We start from the raw sequence: 20,713 nt of genomic DNA on the forward strand, positions 1-20,713 counted from the left end.
TACATGTCACTGCTCGAAATCAAGAACCTGAGCGTGCGCTTCGGCGACGCCAATGCAGTACCCGTGGTAGACGGCCTGGACCTGGCCGTGGACCGTGGTGAAGTGCTGGCCATCGTGGGCGAGTCCGGCTCCGGCAAGTCTGTCACCATGATGGCCCTGATGGGCCTGGTAGAGGCGCCCGGTATCGTCAGCGCCGATGCGCTTCGCTTCGATGGCCATGACATGCTCAAGCTGAGCAAGCGCCAGCGCCGTCAAGTGGTGGGCAAAGACCTGGCAATGATCTTCCAGGACCCGATGACCGCCCTGAACCCCAGCTACACCGTGGGCTTCCAGATCGAGGAAGTGCTGCGCGCGCACCTGGGCCTGTCGGGCCGGGCCGCCCGCGCCCGCGCACTGGAGCTGCTGCAAAAGGTAGAGATCCCCGCCGCCGCCAGCCGCCTCGACGCGTACCCGCACCAGCTCTCGGGCGGCATGAGCCAGCGCGTTGCGATCGCCATGGCCATCGCCGCCGAGCCCAAGCTGTTGATCGCGGATGAACCCACCACCGCGTTGGACGTGACCATTCAGGCGCAGATCATGGAGCTGCTGCTGGCCCTGCAGAAGGACCAGGACATGGGCTTGATCCTGATCACCCACGACCTGGCGGTGGTGGCCGAAACCGCTCAGCGCGTGTGCGTGATGTATGCCGGCCAGGCAGTGGAAGTGGGCCATGTGCCCCAGCTGTTCGATGCCCCCGCGCACCCTTACAGCGAAGCATTGCTGGCGGCGATTCCAGAGCACAGCGAAGGCGCCGAGCGGCTGTCCACGCTGCCGGGTATCGTGCCGGGCCGCTACGACCGCCCCCACGGTTGCCTGCTATCGCCTCGCTGCCCTTATGTTCAGGAAAACTGCCGTCAGCAGCGCCCTGCTCTGGATCAGAAAGCTCAGAGCCTGGCCCGCTGCTTCTACCCGCGTAACCAGGAGGTGGCGTAATGAGCGTCGTACTTACCGCCCGCGAGCTCACTCGCCACTATGACGTTTCCCAAGGGGTGTTCAAGCCCCACGCAACCGTGCAAGCGCTCAATGGCGTGTCGTTCGAACTGGAAGCCGGGAAAACCCTGGCCGTGGTTGGCGAATCCGGGTGCGGCAAGTCCACCCTGGCCCGCCAGCTCACGCTAATTGAAGAACCGAGCTCCGGTTCGCTGAAAATCGCCGGCCAGGAAGTGGCGGGCGCCAGCAAGGAACAGCGCAAGCAATTGCGCCGCGACGTGCAGATGGTGTTCCAGAGCCCTTACGCCTCGCTCAACCCGCGGCAGAAGATCGGTGATCAGCTGGCTGAGCCCTTGCTGATCAACACCAACCTGTCGCGCACCGAGCGCCGGGAAAAAGTGCAGGCGATGATGCAGCAGGTGGGCTTGCGCCCTGAGCACTATCAGCGCTACCCGCATATGTTCTCGGGCGGCCAGCGCCAGCGCATCGCCCTGGCCCGGGCCATGATGCTGCAACCCAAGGTACTGGTGGCGGACGAACCCACCTCGGCGCTGGACGTGTCCATTCAGGCGCAGGTGCTGAACCTGTTCATGGACCTGCAGCAGCAGTACCAGACCGCCTACGTGTTCATCTCTCACAACCTGGCGGTGGTACGCCATGTAGCTGATGATGTGCTGGTGATGTACCTGGGCCGGCCAGCAGAAATGGGCCCCAAGGAGGACCTGTACCATAACCCGCTGCACCCCTACACCCAGGCGCTGCTGTCGGCCACGCCAACCATCAAGCCCAACCCGGACAAGCCCCGTATCAAGATCGCCGGCGAGCTGCCCAACCCGCTCAACCCGCCGTCGGGCTGCGCGTTCCACAAGCGCTGCCCGTATGCGACGGAAAAGTGCGTGACCGACGTGCCTGCCTTCCGCCCGGTGGGCACCCGCCAAGTGGCTTGCCACTATGCGGAACAGTTCCTGAAAGCCTGAGGGCGCCAGCTCGCGAAAATTGACTCCAATTCGCGAGCTGCCGCCGGATGGCCGGCCCCGCCGCTTCCTACAGGTGAGCCAGCCCCTCAGGGTGTCAGGATGAACTCTGTGGGAGATTCTATGGTTGATGCCTAGGTTTTTTGCAGCGCTTGTCTTCGAATGAACCGGGCTTCAAACGGCAAGTCCCTGCCATCCAGGCGCAAGGCTCCACCCGCGCTGGCGACTTCGATATCGCGCGCATGGTCACACTTGCGCCCGCCAAGGCAAAGGCAGGCCTATCAGCAAGGCAAGCGCGGCCCCTGTGGGAGCTGGGGGCCGGCCGTCCGGCGAAGCCTGTGAATTGGCGCACCGCCGAGCTCATTCCCTTTGCGGCTTACCTCACCCTTTACACCGCTTTGGCCTGGTACTCACTCTGGTCCTTGAGCAAAGCGAACACTACCCGGGCAAGCTTGCGCGCCAACATCACCAATGCTGCGGTTGTGCTGAAGCCTCGAGCCTTGCGTGCTTCGTACCAGGCCTTCCAGGCGCCAGTGCGGCTCGCTGCCATGGCCGCGTTATGCAGCAACCGGCGGACTTCCGAGTCGCCGCGCTTGCTTAACGAGCGGCGGCCATCCTTCTGGCCGGAGCTCGAAACACGCAGGTCGATTCCCAGAAACGCGATGAACGCATCAGAACTTCTGAAGTGGCCTCGCTGAAAGCTGGCCATCAGGCGGGCGGCAGTCAGAAACCCGATGCCTTCCACTTTCATGCAGCGTTTTATTTGACCAAGCAAGCCGACCTCCGTGAGGAGGTCCTTGATGGTTTTCTCAACCAGCGCTTCGAGCTTCAACATCGCTTTCACATGGCTTGCAAACGCGGCTTTCAGCAGGGGCTCGTTCGACCAGCTCTGTACCAGGGCGACTCGCGCGGCAACCAACGCGGCGCGCCGGCGAAACAGGCTGAGCAGCCTGCGGTAAAGCGGCGTAGGTGGCACCCAGGGATGCAGGTCATCGCCCTCGTTCTTGAGGTAGCGCGCCAACAGCCGAGCGTCCAGCGGGTCGGTTTTGGCACGGACACCCACCCCTTTACGGTAATGGCTGAGTTCATACCCGCCGACCATGTAAATAGTGCAGCCCGATTCGTGTGCCAGGTCGCAGAATTCAAGGTGGTAAATGTTGGTGGCTTCAATGGCGACTGCCACATTGGCTGGCAACGCCTTGAGCCATTTCTTGATGGCGGCCTTGGTATTGGGGATGGTGACGAGCTGTTCTTCGGCAGCGTGATAGATCACCAGTTCGGCCTTGGCGACATCGACGCCCACGATCGGTTGTAAGACGCAAGCGCGCATTGCCATGAGCTTATCTCCGGGATATGGTCTGAAGCACTTGAAGGGCCACCCAGAGGCGCAAGCTTGTTCCTATCGTTGGTCGAGCCAAAGCATTCTCTATCGGCGCTTGGGTGAAAGGAGGAGGGGCGATATCTCCCACGGTCTGTACTGCGGCTAACAGTCAGAATCGGGCGTTGTCCCTCCTCCTCCCTTCAAGTACTACCATACAAGACGGGCGGAGCCGCAGGCGGAGCTCGCGAATAAGGGCTTAGGGAAACTGCGCAAGACAGCCCCCACAAGGATCAGAGGTCTCCTACAGGCTCCGCTTATCGCTTAGAGGGATCACACCGTGCCCCGCGCAGTCGCTGCTGTATAGCCCTGTGCGGAGTTCCCCATGCGCGTTCATCACCTCAATTGCGGCTGCATGTGCCCCCTCGGCGGGGCGTTATTCGATGGCTTCAGCCGTGGCCTTACAGCCCGGCTGGTCTGCCACTGCCTGTTGATCGAAACCGACACCGACGGCCTGGTGCTGGTCGATACCGGCTTTGGTACCGCCGACGTCGCCCGTCCCGGGGCACGCCTGAGCACCTTCTTTCGCTACTTCAACAACATCCGTTTCGAGCACCGTTACACCGCGCTTGAGCAGGTGCGCCAGCTGGGCTTCGATCCGCAGGACGTGCGGCACATCGTGCTCACACACCTGGATTTCGACCACGCCGGTGGCCTTGAAGACTTCCCCAACGCCCGGGTGCATGTGATGCAAACGGAAATGGACGCGGCGCGTTCGGCGGCGGGATGGCGCGACACTCGCAGGTTTCGCGAAAAGCAGTGGAACGGCGTCACCGACTGGGCCTTCTATCAGCCTCAAGGGGAACGCTGGAATGGTTTCGACGCAGTGCGCACCCTGATTGGCGCCAACAGCCACGACATACTGCTGGTGCCGCTGGCAGGCCACACCCCAGGGCACGCAGGCGTGGCCGTACGCACCGGGGACGGTTGGTTGCTGCATGCTGGCGATGCGTACTTCTACCGGGGTGAAATTGGCAGCCATCGGCGCGAATGCACGCCCGGGCTGCGCTTCTATCAGCGCATGATGGAATACGACCACACCCAGCGTATGAATAACCAGAACCGCTTGCGGGCGCTGTCCCTGGCGACCGATCAGCAGGTGCGCATGTTCTGCAGCCATGACGCGTTGGAACTCGAGCGAGCGCAAGCGGCGAACCCCAGGCGCCCATAGCCCGCCCAAACGAAAACGCCGCAATCGAGGATTGCGGCGTTCTTTTGTCAGCGCATTTGGGTCAATGGACGAACAGCGCAATCAGAATGATGATCGGGATTGGGATGCCCAGGAACCACAGCAGTAGGGAGCGCATGGTGTTTCTCCTTTATTGGTCAGCCCGTTGCCTTAGCGAACGGGAACGGTGGTGGTTTGGGTAGCGTGGCGTTCTTCAATCCAGCGGGCCTGATCGCGTTGACGGCCACCGAACAGCGCCGCCAGGCTGGCAGCGAAGGCACCACACAACAGGGTGATAAAGGTCCACAGCGAAGCCCACGCCGCAGCCTTGGCTGCAGCATCGGCAGCTTGCTGAGCCTTGAGCTTGGCGTCATCCACTGCTTTGCGTACCTGCGCATACACTTGGTCGACACGGGCTTCGGCTTCGGGCTGGCTCAAGCGCGTACGCTGGGCAACCAGTTGCGCCAGGTAGGTGCGGTCATCGGCGTTCAGCGTACCGTCACCCGACAGGGCCTTGGAGAAAATCCGCCCGGCCACACCATTGGCGGCATCGTCACTTACCGAAGCAGGCCCGTTGCTACGGAACAGCGTATCGGTGAAGTAATCCATCGGGTTGCCCCCACCGGCATTGGCAGCGGCGCCGCCGGCGGCGCTACCCGCTACGGTGGCCGCACCAGAAGCAACACTGGCACCCGCCTGGGCACCCGCCCCTACCACGTTACCGGCGGTACCGACGATCATTGCTGTGGTCACCAGTGTGGCAACAGCCCAGGACAGGAAACCGTGAGCCGTGTCGCGGAAATACACCTCATCCCCGTGCAGGTTTGCCCACTTCACCCGCAGCCGGCCGGCCAGATAGCCACCTAACCCGGAGGCGAGGATAGCGGTGACCAGCAGCCAGAGAATGCTGGAAATACCCAGTGTTTTCGCGCTGGCCCCCTCGTTCGCCCACGGCGATGTTGCAGCGAAGCCTAACCCCGCGCCCGCGACTACCAGGATCAATGTCAACGCTGCGGCACCGGCGGCGCCCGCGAAGATGGCTGCCCAGGAGACTCCTGAGCGATTGGGGCCGTCAGAAACGGCAGATGGATACTCGGCAGAAGTGATCATTTAGTGAGGCCTTTTTTAGTTAGCAATAAGTCCGTCACTCAAGGCGAATGCAGTGGGCGTGCCAGCAACGGCAGATCCCCGTCCCCCGCAAAATCAGGTGTTTAAGCAGCGGCGCCACGCGCCGGATCATGCAAAATGCGGGATCCCGCACTTTTTCCATGGTGTTATGCATCATGGCAAAAAGCCGGTTATCCTCCGCTGCCGATCTGCGAAGTGACCACGGATGTTCACCTTCCTCAAGCGCTACCCACTAGCCGTTAATCTGCTGCTGGCCAGTTCCTTCGTGCTCACCCTGGCACGCGCCATCTCGCTGCCGTTTCTGGTGGTTTACCTGTCCTCGAGCTTTGGCCTTGGCATCGCCGCCATTGGCGCCGTGATTGGTGGCGCGTTGGTGGGCGGGTCGTTGTTGAGCCTGTATGGCGGGTACCTCACGGACCGCTGCTCCAATTACACGCTCATCCTTTGCTACGCCACGCTGTTCGTCGCGGGTTTCTGCGGCATGTGCCTCACCGGCGATATCTGGCTGTTTTTCATATTCCTGGTGGCCTTCAACTTCGCGTATGCGGTGATGGATGTTGTGGTGAAAGCCTCGTTTGGCCGCCTTTTATCGCCCGGTGAGCAGGGCCGCGTTTTTTCGGTTCGCTACACCCTGATCAATATGGGCTATGCCATCGGCCCTTTCTTTGGCGCGTGGCTCGCCCAGGCGCACCTGAAGCTGCCGTTCATTGTGTCGGCAGTGCTAGGGCTCGCCTTCCTCGGTGTGTACGCCCGATGGGGCGAGCGCCATGGCAAGCCGGCAGTTGCTGCGGGAGCCCCGTCCTTCCTCGCGGTTGGCCGGGTGCTACTCACGGATCGGCGCCTGGTGTGCTTCACCCTGGGCGGGTTGCTGAGTGCTGTGGTGTTCGGGCAATTCACTGCGTGGCTGTCTGAATACTTGGTGAGCACCCAAAGCGCCGAGGCCGCTTACCCGGTGATCAGCACGCTGGTCGCGGTCAATGCAGTGGTCGTGATATGCCTTCAATACGCCATTGCCCGGCACATTACCCCCGAGCGGTTGCAGGCCTGGCTGATGGCGGGGCTTTCGCTGTTTCTGGTGGGGGTGGCAGGCTTTGCCTTGGCCGACAGCCTGTTGCACTGGGCATTGGCGATGGCGGTGTTCACGCTGGGGGAAATCATCGTGTTCCCTGCCGAGTACATGTTCATCGACCGGATTGCCCCGCACCATTTGCGCGGCATGTATTACGGCGCGCAGAACCTGGCCAACCTTGGGGCGGCATTGGGGCCGGTACTGTGCGGCTGGGTGCTCGGGGCCGCGCCAGCATCGTGGATGTTCCTGATGCTGGGCAGCTTTATCGTCGCGGGCGGGGTGGCCTATCGCACGGGGGCCAGGCTTATGCCCCCCGGGTATCCACCAACACTTCACTCACCTGCGTCACCGGGGTGATGTTGGTGAAGTTGGGCACGTCGGCGTTCAGCTCGCCGCCATGGGCGCCCATCACCGTGGCCAGGCTGGCCATGGATTCGAAATACAGGTTGCATTGGGTCACGTACAACGGCGGGGTGCCAGCTTCGTCACCCACCACGCCTTTGTCCACGCTGTACGAGAGCAGGCTGGGGCCCAGGCGTTCGCTTACCAGGGCCATGTGCTTGTTCAGGTAGTAATCGTGATCGAACGTGGCGCCGTTGGCGTTGGGGTAGAGAACGGAAACCTTGATCATGCGAGGGCCCTTCGTCATAGAGAAAGGCCCAAGCATAAGCGCTATTGGTGATGAATCAATGGTGCTCGCGGGTGGCGCGGAATTTCACGTCCGGCCAGCGCTCTTCCATCACCGACAGGTTCACCCGCGTAGGGGCCAGGTAAGTCAGGTGACCGCCGCCGTCGATGGCCAGGTTTTCCATGGCCTTGACCTCGAATTCCTCCAGCTTCTTCTTGTCGTCGCAGGCGATCCAGCGGGCCGACCACACGGTGATCGGCTCGTAGGCGCATTCCACCTTATATTCTTCCTTGAGGCGGCTGGCCACTACGTCGAACTGCAGCACACCCACCGCGCCGAGGATGATGTCGTTACTGCGTTGCGGGAAGAACACCTGGGTGGCGCCCTCTTCCGCCAACTGTTGCAGGCCCTGGCGCAGTTGCTTGGACTTGAGAGGGTCTTTCAGGCGCACGCGGCGGAACAGCTCCGGGGCGAAGTGCGGGATGCCGGTAAAGCCAAGGCTTTCGCCTTCGGTGAAGGTGTCGCCGATCTGGATGGTGCCATGGTTGTGCAAGCCGATGATGTCGCCGGCGAAGGCCTCTACCAGTTGCTCACGCTCGGAGGAGAAGAACGTAAGCGCGTCGCCGATGCGCATGTCCTTGCCGGTGCGCACGTGGCGCATCTTCATGCCCTGGTCGTAGCGGCCCGAGCAGATGCGCATGAAGGCGATACGGTCGCGGTGTTTGGGGTCCATGTTCGCCTGGATCTTGAACACAAAGCCGGTGAACTTCTCTTCGACAGGCTCCACGGTGCGCTCGTGCGCCACACGGGCCAACGGGCGCGGCGCCCAGTTCACGACAGCGTCCAGCACATGGTCTACGCCGAAGTTGCCCAGGGCGGTGCCGAAGAATACCGGCGTGAGCTGACCATTCATGAACTCGTCCTGGTCGAACGGATGGCAGGCGCCCTGCACCAGCTCCAGCTGCTCGATGAACCGCTCGTATTCATCACCAAGGTGGGCGCGGGCTTCGTCCGAGTCCAGCTTCTCGATGATTTTCACTTCGGTCCGCTCATGGCCATGGCCAGGGGTGTAGACGATGATGTAATCGCCTTCGAGGTGGTACACGCCCTTGAAATCCCGATAGCAACCAATCGGCCAGGTGATGGGCGCGGCCTTGATCTTCAATACCGCCTCGATCTCGTCCAGCAGCTCGATCGGGTCGCGGATGTCCCGGTCCAGCTTGTTGATGAAGCTCACGATGGGCGTATCGCGCAGGCGGCACACGTCCATCAGGGCAATGGTGCGCGGCTCTACACCTTTACCGCCGTCGAGCACCATCAGCGCCGAGTCCACCGCGGTGAGGGTGCGGTAGGTGTCTTCGGAGAAGTCTTCGTGGCCCGGGGTGTCGAGCAGGTTGATCATGTGATCGCGGTAAGGGAACTGCATCACGGACGTGGTGATAGAGATACCGCGCTGCTTCTCCATTTCCATCCAGTCGGACGTGGCATGGCGGTCCGATTTGCGCGACTTGACCGTACCGGCCACCGCGATTGCCTTGCCCATCAGCAACAGCTTTTCAGTGATGGTGGTTTTACCGGCGTCGGGGTGGGAAATGATTGCGAAGGTACGGCGCTTCGCGACTTCGGCGGCCTGCTGGGTCATGGAAAATCGCCCGGGAGCTAAACAAAAAAGGGTACGGATTATAGCCCAGAACCGGGCCTGCGCTGAACCGTCCAGCAACATTCGGGGTTCCCACACCAGCCTGTGTGTGGGAACCTTTAAAACACTGGAGCCGTCCATTGCCGCGCAACCGCTTCGCTTGCGCGGCAGAAACACTTGGCAATTCGCGACCTGACGGGGTCGTGCTCAGGGTTCGCCAGGCGCTTGCCGCCCAGGTACGAACCGCACTTCGCGCCAACACTCGAACGCCTCCCTCCCCGGGCATCGCCGAGCGTGTTTGCGCAGACCGATAAACAGGAGTTTCTATGGCCACACGCTATGGAACGGGCCTGGCAGGGTGCGCCGCTGTGCTCGCCGTCCTGGCCCTGCTGATCCACTGGATCGGCGTTGAAACCGTGCTGCATTACCAGCAAGACCTGCTGTTCTACCTGCAAGCCCACCTGGTGCTTGTACTGGTGTCCATGTTAGCCGCTCTGTTGATCGGCATCCCCGCTGGTGTACTGCTCAGCCGCCCGGCCATGGCCCGGCACGCCGAACGCTTCATGCAAGTGTTCAACATCGGCAATACCGTCCCGCCCCTCGCCGTGCTCGCCATTGCCCTTGGCATTCTCGGCATTGGCAGCGGCCCGGCCATCCTTGCGCTGTTCCTCGCCTCTTTGTTGCCCATCGTGCGAAACACTTACGAAGGCCTGAAGAACGTTCCCGGCTCGCTGAAGGAAGCTGCCACCGGTATCGGCATGACCCCGCGCCAGGTGCTGTGGCAAGTGGAGCTGCCCAACGCTGTGCCGATCATCATCGGTGGGGTACGGGTAGCGCTGGCGCTCAATGTGGGCACCGCGCCGCTGTCGTTCCTGATCGGCGCCAACAGCCTCGGCAGCCTGATCTTCCCTGGCATTGCGCTGAACAATCAGCCGCAGCTGGTGCTGGGGGCGGCCTGTACCGCATTGCTGGCACTGGTGCTCGATGGCCTGGTGCTGGTGATCAGCCGTACTTGGCTGGAACGCGGCCTCGCCCCTGCCCGCTGACACAAGGACACGCACATGACCAAATCAGGCTGGCTGCTGGCGGCAGCCCTGCTGTTCTCGGGCATTGCCCAGGCGGCGGACGAACAACCCCTGCTGCGCATCGGCGCGCGGGTTTTTACCGAGCAGACCGTACTGGCCACGCTCACCTCGAAGTACTTGGCCACCAAGGGCTTTCGTACTGAAATCACTGGCGGCCTGGGCAGCAATATCGCCCGCAGCGCCCAGGAAAGCGGGCAACTGGACCTGCTGTGGGAATACACCGGGGTGTCGTTGGTTTCCTATAACCACGTCAACGAAAAGCTCGACAGCAACGCTACCTACGCACGAGTGAAAGCGTTGGACGCGCAAAAGGGCCTGGTGTGGCTGGCGCCCTCGAAGTTCAACAACACCTACGCCTTGGCGTTTCCCGACAAGGTCGCGCAGCGCTACCCCGAGGTGAACACCATCAGCCAGTTGAACGCGCTGGTGAAGCGTGAAAAGGACGAGGACCACGTGCTTGCATTGGACACCGAATTCGCCAACCGCCCGGACGGGCTGGTGGGCCTTACCCAGGCCTACGGCTTGGCGTTCGACCGCCGCGACATTCGCCAGATGGACGCCGGCCTGGTGTACACCGCCCTGCGCAACGGCCAGGTGTTCACCGGCCTGGTGTACACCACCGATGGCCGCCTGGATGCCTTCAAGCTCAAGGTGCTGGAAGACGACCGCCACTACTTCCCCGACTACACCGCAGCGCCGGTGGTGCGCAAGGCCGTGCTGGACCAGTACCCGCAACTGGCGACGCTGCTCAAGCCGCTGGCCGAACTGCTGGACAACGCCACTATGCGCCAGCTGAACACGCGTGTGGATGTGGACCACGAAAACCCTGGCGCAGTGGCCGATGCGTTCCTTGCCCAGCACCCTGAACTGAAGGAGGCGAAATGAACATGCTCGCGACCTTCCAGCACATCGACTGGCAGCAGGTGCTGCACCTCACCGGCCAGCACGTGATGCTTGTAGGCATTGCCGTAAGCCTGGCCATCCTGATCGGCGTACCGTTGGGCATCGTGATGACCCGCTTCCCCGTACTCGCTGGCCCGCTACAGGCCGCTGCCACGGTGTTGCTGACTATCCCTTCCATCGCGTTGTTTGGCCTGCTGCTGCCGTTCTATTCGAAGTTCGGCCAAGGCCTGGGCCCGCTGCCGGCAATCACTGCCGTGTTCCTTTATTCACTGCTGCCCATCCTGCGTAATACCTACCTGGCCCTTACCAGCGTGGAGCCCGGCATTCGTGAAGCGGCCAAGGGCATCGGCATGACCTTCGGCCAGCGTTTGCGCATGGTGGAATTGCCGATTGCCGTACCGGTGATCCTGGCCGGGGTGCGCACCGCCGTGGTGATGAACATTGGCGTGATGACCATCGCCGCCACCATCGGGGCCGGCGGCCTCGGTGTACTTATCCTGACTTCCATCAGCCGCAGCGACATGTCGATGCTGGTCGTGGGCGCGGTATTGGTGAGCCTGCTCGCCATCGTCGCCGACCTTTTCCTGCAATGGCTGCAACGCTCGCTGACACCAAAAGGATTGCTCAAATGATCGAACTCCAGAACCTGACCAAGACGTTCAACAGCAATGGCAAGGACGTCCGCGCCGTGGACGCCGTGAGCCTGACCGTGAACGAGGGCGAGATCTGCGTATTCCTGGGCCCCTCCGGTTGCGGCAAAAGCACCACGTTAAAAATGATCAACCGGTTGATCGAGCCCACCTCCGGGAAAGTGCTGATCAATGGCGAGGACACCAGTTCGCTGGATGAAGTGACGCTGCGCCGCAAGATCGGCTACGTGATCCAGCAGATCGGGCTGTTCCCGAACATGACCATCGAAGAGAACATCACGGTGGTACCGCGCCTGCTGGGCTGGGACAAGGACCGCTGCCGCGAGCGTGCCCGGGAGCTGATGAGCATGATCAAGCTCGAGCCCAAACAGTACTTGAGCCGCTACCCGCGCGAGTTGTCCGGCGGCCAGCAGCAGCGCATCGGGGTAATTCGTGCCTTGGCGGCGGATGCGCCATTGCTGCTGATGGATGAGCCTTTCGGCGCCGTGGACCCAATCAACCGCGAGATGATCCAGAACGAATTCTTCGAGATGCAGCGGGCCCTGAACAAAACCGTGATCATGGTCAGCCACGACATCGACGAAGCGTTGAAGCTGGGCGACAAGATCGCGATATTCCGCGCGGGCAAGCTGTTGCAGTTGGACCACCCGGACACCCTGCTGGCCCACCCGGTGGACGATTTCGTCAGCAACTTCGTGGGCCAGGACAGCACCCTCAAGCGCTTGCTGCTGGTAAAGGCCGAAGAAGCAGCGGACAACGCGCCATCCGTAAGCCCGGACACCCCGGTGGCCGACGCCCTGGAGCTGATGGACGAGCACGATCGGCGCTACGTGGTGGTCACCGACGCAGGGAATCGAGGGCTGGGTTATGTGCGTCGCCGCGACTTGCACCGCCAGCAAGGCCAGTGCGAAAGCTTCTTGCGCCCGTTCACGGCCACGGCGGCCTCGGAAGAAAACTGCCGCATCCTGCTGTCACGCATGTACGAGTTTAACCGCTCGTGGCTACCGGTAATGAATGCCGAGCAGGTGTTCCAGGGCGAGGTCACGCAAGAGTCCATTGCCGCCTACCTCAGCTCCGGGCGTTCGCGCGGGATGAAAACCAGCATCGTGTCGCCGGCGGAGCAGGCAATGGCCTGACTCGATTCACATCAGGCCTGTAGGAAGCGGGCGCAGCTCGCGAAGAATGGGAGTAACGACTATTGGCGAACTTCGTCGGATGGCCGGCCGCCGCTTCCTACAGATCGATTCACCCTGTTTAATTTATTTAAATGCGACGTTGAATTTATTTAAACGCGACATTTTTAGTTGATCTCGCCCCCCTTACGCCCTACAGTGCGCGCCGAACGTCCATGCTGGAAACGATCCATCCGGCTCAAGTACTGACGACGAGACAGCAAGGTCACCTCCTTATTTGGGAAGCAGGCAAGCTCAGCCGCTTCCCCGGGGTGGCCTTTTTGCTTTCGGCGAACAGCCTTGGGAAGTAGGCGAACCAAAGTGGGGATACGGAGGGCGTTCAGTTCAACCACTTTCATTCACGCTTCCCTTGAGGAGTCTCCATGTCGATCAACGTCGAAGATTACTACCCTCGCGAAACCTTCCAGAAAATGAAGGCCTTCGCCGACACTCAGGAAACCCCGTTCGTACTGATCGATACCCAGATCATCAGCCAGGCCTACGACGACCTGCGCGCGGGTTTCGAATTCGCCAAGGTGTACTACGCGGTCAAGGCCAACCCGGCCGTGGAGATCATCGACCTGCTGCGCGACAAGGGCTCGAGCTTCGACATCGCCTCGATCTACGAGCTGGACAAGGTGATGGGCCGTGGCGTTGGCCCGGAGCGCATCAGCTACGGCAACACCATCAAAAAAGCCAAGGACATCCGTTATTTCTACGAGAAGGGCGTGCGCCTGTATGCCACCGATTCCGAAGCGGACCTGCGCAACATCGCCAAAGCCGCGCCGGGTTCGAAGGTGTACGTACGTATCCTGACCGAGGGCTCCACCACGGCGGACTGGCCCCTGTCGCGCAAGTTCGGCTGCCAGACCGACATGGCCATGGACCTGCTGATCCTTGCGCGCGACCTGGGCCTGGTGCCCTATGGCGTGTCGTTCCACGTGGGTTCGCAGCAGCGTGACATCAGCGTGTGGGATGCCGCGATCGCCAAGGTAAAAGTGATTTTCGAGCGCCTCAAGGAAGAGGACGGCATCGAACTCAAGCTGATCAACATGGGCGGTGGCTTCCCGGCCAACTACATCACCCGCACCAACAGCCTGGAAACCTACGCCGAGGAAATCATCCGCTTTCTCAAGGAAGACTTCGGCGATGACCTGCCGGAAATCATCCTGGAGCCGGGCCGTTCGCTGATTGCCAACGCTGGCATCCTGGTAAGCGAAGTAGTACTGGTGGCCCGCAAGTCGCGTACCGCAGTGGAGCGCTGGGTGTACACGGATGTGGGCAAGTTCTCGGGCTTGATCGAAACCACCGACGAATCCATCAAGTTCCCGATCTGGGTAGAGAAGAAGGGCGAAGTGGAGGAAGTGGTGATCGCCGGGCCAACCTGCGACAGCGCCGACATCATGTACGAGCATTACAAGTACGGCCTGCCGCTGAACCTCGCCAGCGGCGACCGCCTGTACTGGCTGTCCACCGGTGCCTACACCACCAGCTACAGCGCCGTGGAATTCAATGGCTTCCCGCCGCTGAAGTCCTACTACCTGTAGGCGTTGCCTTAAGCGGCTTCGGCCCAGCGCGCCGCCAAAGCCCGTACCTGCGGGTGAGGCGCCTGGGCCAACGCCTCGGCGGCAGTGCGGCGAAACCGCTCATGGCCGCCGAGGCGGGCCTTTTCCAGCCAGGCCATCCCCTCTTCCAGCCTGCCCTGGGCGATCAACACGCCGGCATGGCTGAATTGCCCGCGAAAATCCCCATTCTCGGCCGAACGCCGGTACCAGCGATGAGCGGCTGCAACGTCCCGAGGCAGTACATTCCCTTCTTCAAGATACCGGCCATACAGGTTCATGGACTTGGCATGCCCTTGTTCCGCGGCACGCTGGTAGCACACTACTGCAGCGGGTTCGTCTTTAGCCACCCCTCGCCCAGTGGCGAGCAGATTGGCCAGGTTATACGACCCCCAATCCAGCCCCTTATCGGCACAGGCGCGGTACTCCACCGCCGCCCGGGCCGGGTTTGGCTCGCAGCCCCAGCCATGCTCATGACACCGCCCCAGCATGTTCCTGGCCATGAGGTGCCCCGCGTCAGCGGCGATCTGGAACCAACGCAGCGCCAGGGCGGCGTCGCGCTCGATGCCACGGCCGTCCAGCAGAATCTGCCCCAACAGCGCTTGCGCTTCCACGGCACCCGCGCCCGCAGCGGCCAGAATGGCCTGGGCCGCGCGTGCAGGGGTGTCGGCTAACTGGTCTTTCAATTGGGCGGCATCGAGGGTGTCTTCGCGGCGAAGCGTCCAGCCGCTCACACGTCCACCCAGCGGCGCAGGAGGTTGTGATAGCTGCCGGTAAGCCGAAGCAACGCGGGATGGTCGGGCACGGCGGCGGTGAGGGACTGAATGGCGCCGTCCATCTCGAACAGCAACGCTCGCTGGGCATCCTCGCGCACCAGGCTTTGCGTCCAGAAGAACGCCGCATAGCGCGCGCCTCGGGTCACTGGCCGTACCCTGTGCAGGCTTGTGCCCGGATACAGCAGCATGTCCCCGGCCGCCAGCTTGATGGCCTGGGTGCCGAAGGTGTCCTGTATTTCCAGCTCGCCGCCGTCATAGTCGGCGGGATCGCTGAGGAACAGGGTGGAAGAAAGGTCGGTGCGCAGGCGCTCGCCACCGCCTCGCGGCTGGCGCACTGCGTTATCAATGTGGAAATCGAAACTGCCGCCATCCCGGTAACAGTTGATCAGCGGCGGGAAGATCTTGTGAGGCAAGGCCGCGGACAGGAACAGCGGATGGACCCACAGCCGTTCCAGCAAGGCAGCGCCTATCTCCCGGGACAATGGATGGTCTTCGGGCAGCTGAAGGTTGTGCTTGGCCTTGGCGGACTGGTAACCGGCCGTGAGCTTGCCATCCGCCCAATCGGTGGCGGCAAGCGCCTCGCGGATGCGGGCGACCTCATCCGGAGTAAAAACGGCGGGGATTTGGATCAGCATGACGGCGCCTCGTGCGAACAGGGCGCAATGATATTGATTCCCAGTTCACAATCGCAAGCGGTCTTGCAGGATGAAGCGATTCGGTGGTCCCTGTGCGAAATGTAAAGAATGTAAAGCGATCACAAACAGCATTATTTCTCAATTGATACAGATAAGCATTTGTCCTATTCTCCGCCGCCTCAAGACCCGGGGAGGGAATCCAATGTCACGCCATTTCAAACCATTCCAAGGCTCGCCACGGCTGATCGCCTCTGCAGTTGGGGTCGCTATTACGTCCCTTTCCGCTGCACAAATGGCGCAAGCCGCGGAAGCTGAAGACAACGCGGTCACCCTGGGCGCTACCTCGGTTACCGAGAAGGCGCAAAGCGATTCGTACCAGGTTGAACAGTCGGCGTCGCAAAAATATACCGCCCCCCTGCGTGACACCCCTCGGTCCGTCACTGTTGTTCCGCAGCAGGTCATCAAGGATACCGCTGCCACTACCCTCCAGGACGCCTTGCGCACCGTGCCGGGCATTACCTTCGGCGCAGGCGAAGGCGGCAACCCTCAAGGGGACCGCCCGATCATCCGGGGCTTCGATGCCCAGGGCGATACCTACATCGACGGCGTACGGGATGCCGGCGCTCAAAGCCGCGAGATCTTCGATATCGAATCCATCGAAGTCAGCAAGGGCCCAAACTCCGCCATGGGCGGCAGGGGTAGCGCTGGCGGTAGCTTGAACCTGATCAGCAAGCTGCCCAAGGACTATGATTTCCTCGATGGCGGCTTCGTTTATGGCTCGGACCAGACGCGTCGTTACACGCTCGACGTGAACCGCAAATTCCTGGATACCGCAGCTTTCCGCCTGAACCTGATGAGCCACGAGCAAAACGTGGCCGGCCGCGATGCAATCGATTACGACCGTTGGGGCGTGGCGCCGTCGCTGACCTTTGGCCTGGGCACTGAAAACCGGCTGAACCTCAGTTACTACCATATGGAAAGTGACGATCTGCCGGACTCCGGCATTCCCTATGGCTACGCCTCTCCCACCGCTACGGCTCATGGTCATGACAAGCCTGATGACGGCGGGGACAGCAGCAATTTCTACGGGCTCAAGGACCGCGACTTCCGCAAGACCCGCGCAGACATCAGCACCATCGCCTTCGAACATGACTTCAGCGACACCATGACGCTGAAAAACACCCTTCGCCATGGCAACACCGGCCAGGACTACCTGCTGACCCAGCCTGATGACAGCAAGCGTAACGTGAGCCAGTACGGCACCGTATGGCGCCGCGCCAATGGCCGGGTATCGGTAACCGAAACGACCACCAATCAGACGGACCTGTTCGGCGAATTCCATGCACTGGGTTTCAAGAACAATTACTCCACCGGCCTTGAAATCACTCGGGAGAAAACCCGGGTCAGCGGCTACAACTACAGCACCAGCAGCCTGACCAATTGCTCCCCCACCGGTAACGGCAACAGTGTTTCCGGCAACTGCACATCGCTGAGCAACCCCAACCCGGATGACGCCTACGGTGGCACTGTCACCCGTAACCGTGTAACCACCGAAACCGCAGCCAACACGCGTTCGCTGTATGCTTTCGACACCATTGAGCTCGACCCGCAGTGGTTGCTGAACCTGGGCGCGCGTTACGACAGCTTCGATACAACGGCCAATTCGCCCACCGCTCATGCGACCAACGACAGCAACTTCTGGAATTGGCAGGCAGGTATAACCTTCAAGCCAACGGAAAACGGCAGCATCTATGCGTCGTTTGCTACTTCGGCTACTCCGCCCGGCGGGCTGGTAGGCGATGGCTCCGAAGGCAACCCGCTCAGCGCCGGCACCGCTTCCAGCGAACTGGAACCGGAAACCACCAAGAACTATGAAATCGGCACCAAGTGGGATCTGTTCAACGAGCGAGTATCGCTGGCAGCCGCGATTTTCCGCACAGAGAAGGACAACACGCGCGTTCTGGTGAGCACCAACAGTTACCAAAACGCGGGGAAATCCCGAGTGGACGGCGTGGAGCTCTCCGCCAGTGGCAAGATCACCGATAAATGGCAGGTGTTCGCGGGCTACAGCTATCTGGACAGCGAACTGGTGGACGCTGGCCTGACCGGCCGTAACGGAGCCGTCACCGCAGGCGCCGCGCAGGCTTCCGGTAACGAGATGCCCAATACTCCGAAGAACAGTTTCAGCCTGTGGACAACCTACGAGCTGATGCCGAAACTCACCGTGGGTGGCGGTGCGTTCTATGTTGATGACGTGTACGGCGATACAGGCAATACCGTGTACATTCCTTCGTACACCCGCTACGACGCCATGGCCGCCTATAAGCTCAACAAGACCGTGGACTTCCAGGTGAACGTGCAGAACCTGACCGACAAAACCTATTACGACAAGGCCTACGCGTCGCACTTCGCCACGCAGGCCGCCGGCCGGACGGTATTGTTCAGCACAAACGTCCACTTCTAACCCAACCCGGCGAACCACCCCGCTCACTTCGGTCAGCGGGGTTTTTGCTGTTCGGGCCATTCGCAATTGCAGCCAGCAGGCAGGCGTCGTGTTCAAGAAAACCATTTTCCAACTTCACTGGCTGTTCGGTATTACCGCAGGCCTGGTGCTTTCACTGATGGGCCTGACCGGCGCGTTGTATTCCTTCCAGGAAGAGATACTCCAGGCGCTGAACCCTGATACCTCGCAAGTGCAGGCCCGGGAAACAGGCCTATTGCCCGCTTCCGAACTGGTGCAGCGGCTTGAAGCCGAGGGCGCCGGCAAGGTCACCGGGATGTGGGTGCATATCGGCACCGGGCCGGCGTCACAGGCCTTCTATGCCCCGGCACCCGGTCAGCGTCGAGGGCCCATGCGGTACTTCGACCCCTACACCGGCGAGCTGCAAGGCCGCGTAGTGGGCCAAGGCTTCTTCGGCTTTGTACTACAGCTGCACCGTTTTCTGGCCATCGGTGAAACCGGCAAGCAAATCACCGCGGCCTGCACGCTGATGCTGCTGTTCTTCTGCCTCTCGGGGTTGTACCTGCGCTGGCCAAAAAACCCGCTGCGCTGGCGAACCTGGTTAACGTTCAACTGGGCGAAAAAAGGCCGGGCGTTCAACTGGGACTTGCACGCGGTGGCGGGCACCTGGTGTTTGCTGTTCTATCTGATTGCCGCGGTTACCGGGTTGATCTGGTCTTACGACTGGTTTCGCGATGGGGCCTCACGCGTGCTGACCGGCACCGTCGTGGCACAACGTGGTGGCGAAGCCCGAGGCCGCCCCGCCCCGGGCCCCGCGCCACAAGTGAACTGGGATGCGATCTGGGCCTCGATCCAACAGGCCGGTGGCCCCGATACAAGCAGCATCAACCTGCGCCTGCCGGTAGCGCCCGGCCAGCCCGCCAATGGCTTCTACCTGCTCGCCAGCTCACCCCATGACCGTGCCTTCAACCAGATGGTGCTCAACCCGGTGACCGGCGCGGTGCTCAAGCATGAACGCTATGCCGACAAACCGCTTGGGGAGCAGTTGTTTTCGAGCAACTACGCAGTGCACACCGGCGCCTTCTTTGGCCTGACCGGCCGGCTGTTGATGACCGCGGCCAGCCTGTGCATGCCGCTGTTTTTCATCACCGGCTGGCTGCTGTACCTGGACCGACGCCGCAAGAAGCGCCACATCCGCCTCAGCCAACAAGGGCTGGACGGCCACCGGGAAGGCTGGCTTGTGGTGTTTGCCAGCCAGAGCGGCTTCGCTGAACAGCTCGCGTGGCAGGCGGCGGCCAGGCTGCAGGCCGGGGGCCAGGGCGCACGCGTTGTAGCATTAGCGGCTGTGAGCGAGAGCGACCTGAAGAACGCGCAACGGGCGTTGTTTGTGGTGAGCACATTCGGTGACGGCGAAGCCCCGGACTCGGCCCGGTTGTTCGAAAAGCAGCTGGCGGTACGGCAGTGGCCGTTGCCGCAACTGGAATATGCCCTGTTGGCGCTCGGCGACCGGAGTTATCCCGCGCTCTGTGGTTTCGGCCGCAAGCTGGCTGGCTGGCTCGACGCCCAGGGCGCACGAGCGCTGTTCCCGGCTGTAGAAGTGGACAATGGCGACCCTGCCAGCCTGGAACAGTGGAATACCCTTCTGGCGGCATACTGCGCGGCCGGTGACGTACAAACAGGGCCCGCCCCATGGCAACAGTGGCGGCTGGCCCAGCGTACATTGCTTAACCCCGGCAGTGCCGGCGCCCCGCTCTTTGAATTAGAGCTTACGCCGCCTGCGCACGCCTCATGGCAGGCAGGTGACGTACTGGAAATCCTGCCACCATGCCAGGCGCTGGCTACCCAACCCCGGGCCTATTCCATCGCGTCGTTGCCGAGCGACGGCGGCGTACGACTGTTGGTGCGCCAGCATAGCCTGAGCGATGGTCGCCTGGGCGTGTGCTCCGGTTGGCTCACAACAGCCGCGCTCTTGGGCGATGTGATAGAGGCCCGGGTACGGCGCAACAGCAATTTCCACCTACCCGAGGATGACCGGCCGTTGATCCTGATCGGTAACGGCAGCGGGCTGGCCGGTTTGCTGGGGCTGGCCAAGGCGCGTATCCAGGCTGCCCAGCGCCGTACCTGGCTGATCTTCGGCGAGCGCAACAGCGCTACGGATTTCTTCCATGAAACCGAGCTCAAGGGCTGGCATGGGAGTGGTGACCTTGCCCGCCTGGACGCGGTGTTCTCCCGCGATCAGGCGCAAAAACGCTACGTGCAGCATGTGGTGCGAGAGGCCGCTGCCGGCCTTCGCCATTGGATTGCGGACGGCGCCTCGATCTATGTATGCGGCAGCCTGGAAGGCATGGCCCAAGGCGTGGACGCCGCCTTGCGTGAAGTACTCGGCGACGCCGAGGTAGATGCGCTCATCGCCAGCGGGCGGTATCGGCGAGATGTGTATTAACGTGTCGCGAGCCTGGCAATTCGCAGGCTTCGCCGGATGGCCGGTCCCCAGCTCCCATAGGAGCCATGGGGCT

17 protein-coding genes are annotated in these 20,713 nt (G+C 61.8%); 11 read left to right on the top strand and 6 right to left on the bottom strand.

The window, feature by feature from the left end; genetic code table 11:
- The first annotated feature begins 3 nt into the window (after window positions 1–3).
- Together AC3Z8Y_RS20270 and AC3Z8Y_RS20275 are read left to right on the top strand one after the other, a co-directional pair.
- The gene (locus AC3Z8Y_RS20270) at window positions 4–972 is read left to right on the top strand and encodes an ABC transporter ATP-binding protein (protein WP_181115519.1); all 969 of its coding nucleotides are present in this window, start codon (window positions 4–6) and stop codon (window positions 970–972) included.
- Complete coding sequence (locus tag AC3Z8Y_RS20275) at window positions 972–1,946, top strand: peptide ABC transporter ATP-binding protein (protein ID WP_181115521.1); 975 nt, start codon at window positions 972–974, stop codon at window positions 1,944–1,946. Before AC3Z8Y_RS20270 ends, AC3Z8Y_RS20275 begins: the two co-directional genes overlap by 1 nt.
- Before the next feature lie 385 nt (window positions 1,947–2,331).
- Here the strand turns inward: AC3Z8Y_RS20275 and AC3Z8Y_RS20280 are convergent, their stop codons facing one another.
- A complete protein-coding gene (locus AC3Z8Y_RS20280; protein WP_490086267.1) occupies window positions 2,332–3,279 on the bottom strand; it encodes an IS110 family transposase in 948 nt (315 codons plus the stop codon).
- Window positions 3,280–3,646: 367 nt separating this feature from the next.
- On the opposite strand from AC3Z8Y_RS20280, the gene AC3Z8Y_RS20285 reads away from it, so the two are divergent.
- Window positions 3,647–4,492 carry an MBL fold metallo-hydrolase gene (locus tag AC3Z8Y_RS20285; protein ID WP_490087310.1) on the top strand — a complete coding sequence of 282 codons (846 nt, stop codon included), beginning with the start codon at window positions 3,647–3,649 and terminating at the stop codon, window positions 4,490–4,492.
- A 168-nt stretch (window positions 4,493–4,660) separates the two neighbouring features.
- On the opposite strand, the gene AC3Z8Y_RS20290 is transcribed toward AC3Z8Y_RS20285, so the two are convergent.
- The gene (locus tag AC3Z8Y_RS20290; protein WP_490087311.1) at window positions 4,661–5,599 is read right to left on the bottom strand and encodes a hypothetical protein; all 939 of its coding nucleotides are present in this window, start codon (window positions 5,597–5,599) and stop codon (window positions 4,661–4,663) included.
- Between the two features lie 223 nt (window positions 5,600–5,822).
- Here AC3Z8Y_RS20290 and AC3Z8Y_RS20295 point away from each other — a divergent pair, with 223 nt between their 5' ends.
- Window positions 5,823–7,043, top strand: a complete 1,221-nt coding sequence (locus AC3Z8Y_RS20295) for an MFS transporter (RefSeq protein WP_490087312.1) — start codon at window positions 5,823–5,825, stop codon at window positions 7,041–7,043.
- On the opposite strand, the gene AC3Z8Y_RS20300 is transcribed toward AC3Z8Y_RS20295, so the two are convergent.
- The gene (locus tag AC3Z8Y_RS20300) at window positions 6,991–7,317 is read right to left on the bottom strand and encodes an EthD family reductase (RefSeq protein ID WP_181115527.1); all 327 of its coding nucleotides are present in this window, start codon (window positions 7,315–7,317) and stop codon (window positions 6,991–6,993) included. The two genes, AC3Z8Y_RS20295 and AC3Z8Y_RS20300, sit on opposite strands and share 53 nt — an antisense overlap.
- A 55-nt stretch (window positions 7,318–7,372) precedes the next feature.
- Window positions 7,373–8,956 carry a peptide chain release factor 3 gene (locus tag AC3Z8Y_RS20305; protein WP_490087313.1) on the bottom strand — a complete coding sequence of 528 codons (1,584 nt, stop codon included), beginning with the start codon at window positions 8,954–8,956 and terminating at the stop codon, window positions 7,373–7,375.
- A 323-nt stretch (window positions 8,957–9,279) separates the two neighbouring features.
- Here AC3Z8Y_RS20305 and AC3Z8Y_RS20310 point away from each other — a divergent pair, with 323 nt between their 5' ends.
- The 5 genes from AC3Z8Y_RS20310 (at window position 9,280) to AC3Z8Y_RS20330 (ending at window position 14,310) form a co-directional block, all read left to right on the top strand.
- Window positions 9,280–9,999: an ABC transporter permease gene (locus tag AC3Z8Y_RS20310; RefSeq protein ID WP_490087314.1), complete on the top strand. Its 720-nt coding sequence runs from the start codon at window positions 9,280–9,282 to the stop codon at window positions 9,997–9,999.
- A gap of 15 nt (window positions 10,000–10,014) precedes the next feature.
- Window positions 10,015–10,923: a glycine betaine ABC transporter substrate-binding protein gene (locus AC3Z8Y_RS20315; RefSeq protein ID WP_490087315.1), complete on the top strand. Its 909-nt coding sequence runs from the start codon at window positions 10,015–10,017 to the stop codon at window positions 10,921–10,923.
- The gene (locus AC3Z8Y_RS20320) at window positions 10,920–11,573 is read left to right on the top strand and encodes an ABC transporter permease (RefSeq protein WP_181115541.1); all 654 of its coding nucleotides are present in this window, start codon (window positions 10,920–10,922) and stop codon (window positions 11,571–11,573) included. Before AC3Z8Y_RS20315 ends, AC3Z8Y_RS20320 begins: the two co-directional genes overlap by 4 nt.
- A complete protein-coding gene (locus tag AC3Z8Y_RS20325) occupies window positions 11,570–12,727 on the top strand; it encodes an osmoprotectant ABC transporter ATP-binding protein OsmV (RefSeq protein WP_490087316.1) in 1,158 nt (385 codons plus the stop codon). The genes AC3Z8Y_RS20320 and AC3Z8Y_RS20325 overlap by 4 nt, the downstream gene beginning before the upstream one ends.
- Before the next feature lie 419 nt (window positions 12,728–13,146).
- Window positions 13,147–14,310, top strand: a complete 1,164-nt coding sequence (locus AC3Z8Y_RS20330; RefSeq protein ID WP_181115551.1) for a type III PLP-dependent enzyme — start codon at window positions 13,147–13,149, stop codon at window positions 14,308–14,310.
- Window positions 14,311–14,318: 8 nt separating this feature from the next.
- Here AC3Z8Y_RS20330 and AC3Z8Y_RS20335 read toward each other — a convergent pair whose 3' ends face one another.
- On the bottom strand, window positions 14,319–15,059 hold the full coding sequence (locus tag AC3Z8Y_RS20335; RefSeq protein WP_490087317.1) for a tetratricopeptide repeat protein: 741 nt from the start codon (window positions 15,057–15,059) through the stop codon (window positions 14,319–14,321).
- On the bottom strand, window positions 15,056–15,736 hold the full coding sequence (locus tag AC3Z8Y_RS20340; RefSeq protein ID WP_490087318.1) for a Fe2+-dependent dioxygenase: 681 nt from the start codon (window positions 15,734–15,736) through the stop codon (window positions 15,056–15,058). Before AC3Z8Y_RS20340 ends, AC3Z8Y_RS20335 begins: the two co-directional genes overlap by 4 nt.
- Window positions 15,737–15,938: 202 nt before the next feature.
- Between AC3Z8Y_RS20340 and AC3Z8Y_RS20345 the strand changes: the two genes are divergently transcribed.
- Window positions 15,939–18,200, top strand: coding sequence for a TonB-dependent receptor (locus AC3Z8Y_RS20345; RefSeq protein WP_490087319.1), 2,262 nt, complete (start codon window positions 15,939–15,941; stop codon window positions 18,198–18,200).
- A gap of 88 nt (window positions 18,201–18,288) precedes the next feature.
- Window positions 18,289–20,640, top strand: coding sequence for a PepSY domain-containing protein (locus AC3Z8Y_RS20350; protein WP_490087320.1), 2,352 nt, complete (start codon window positions 18,289–18,291; stop codon window positions 20,638–20,640).
- Window positions 20,641–20,713 lie beyond the last annotated feature (73 nt).

The sequence above is a fragment of the Pseudomonas sp. 3MAES_34.3B genome (assembly GCF_058145875.1).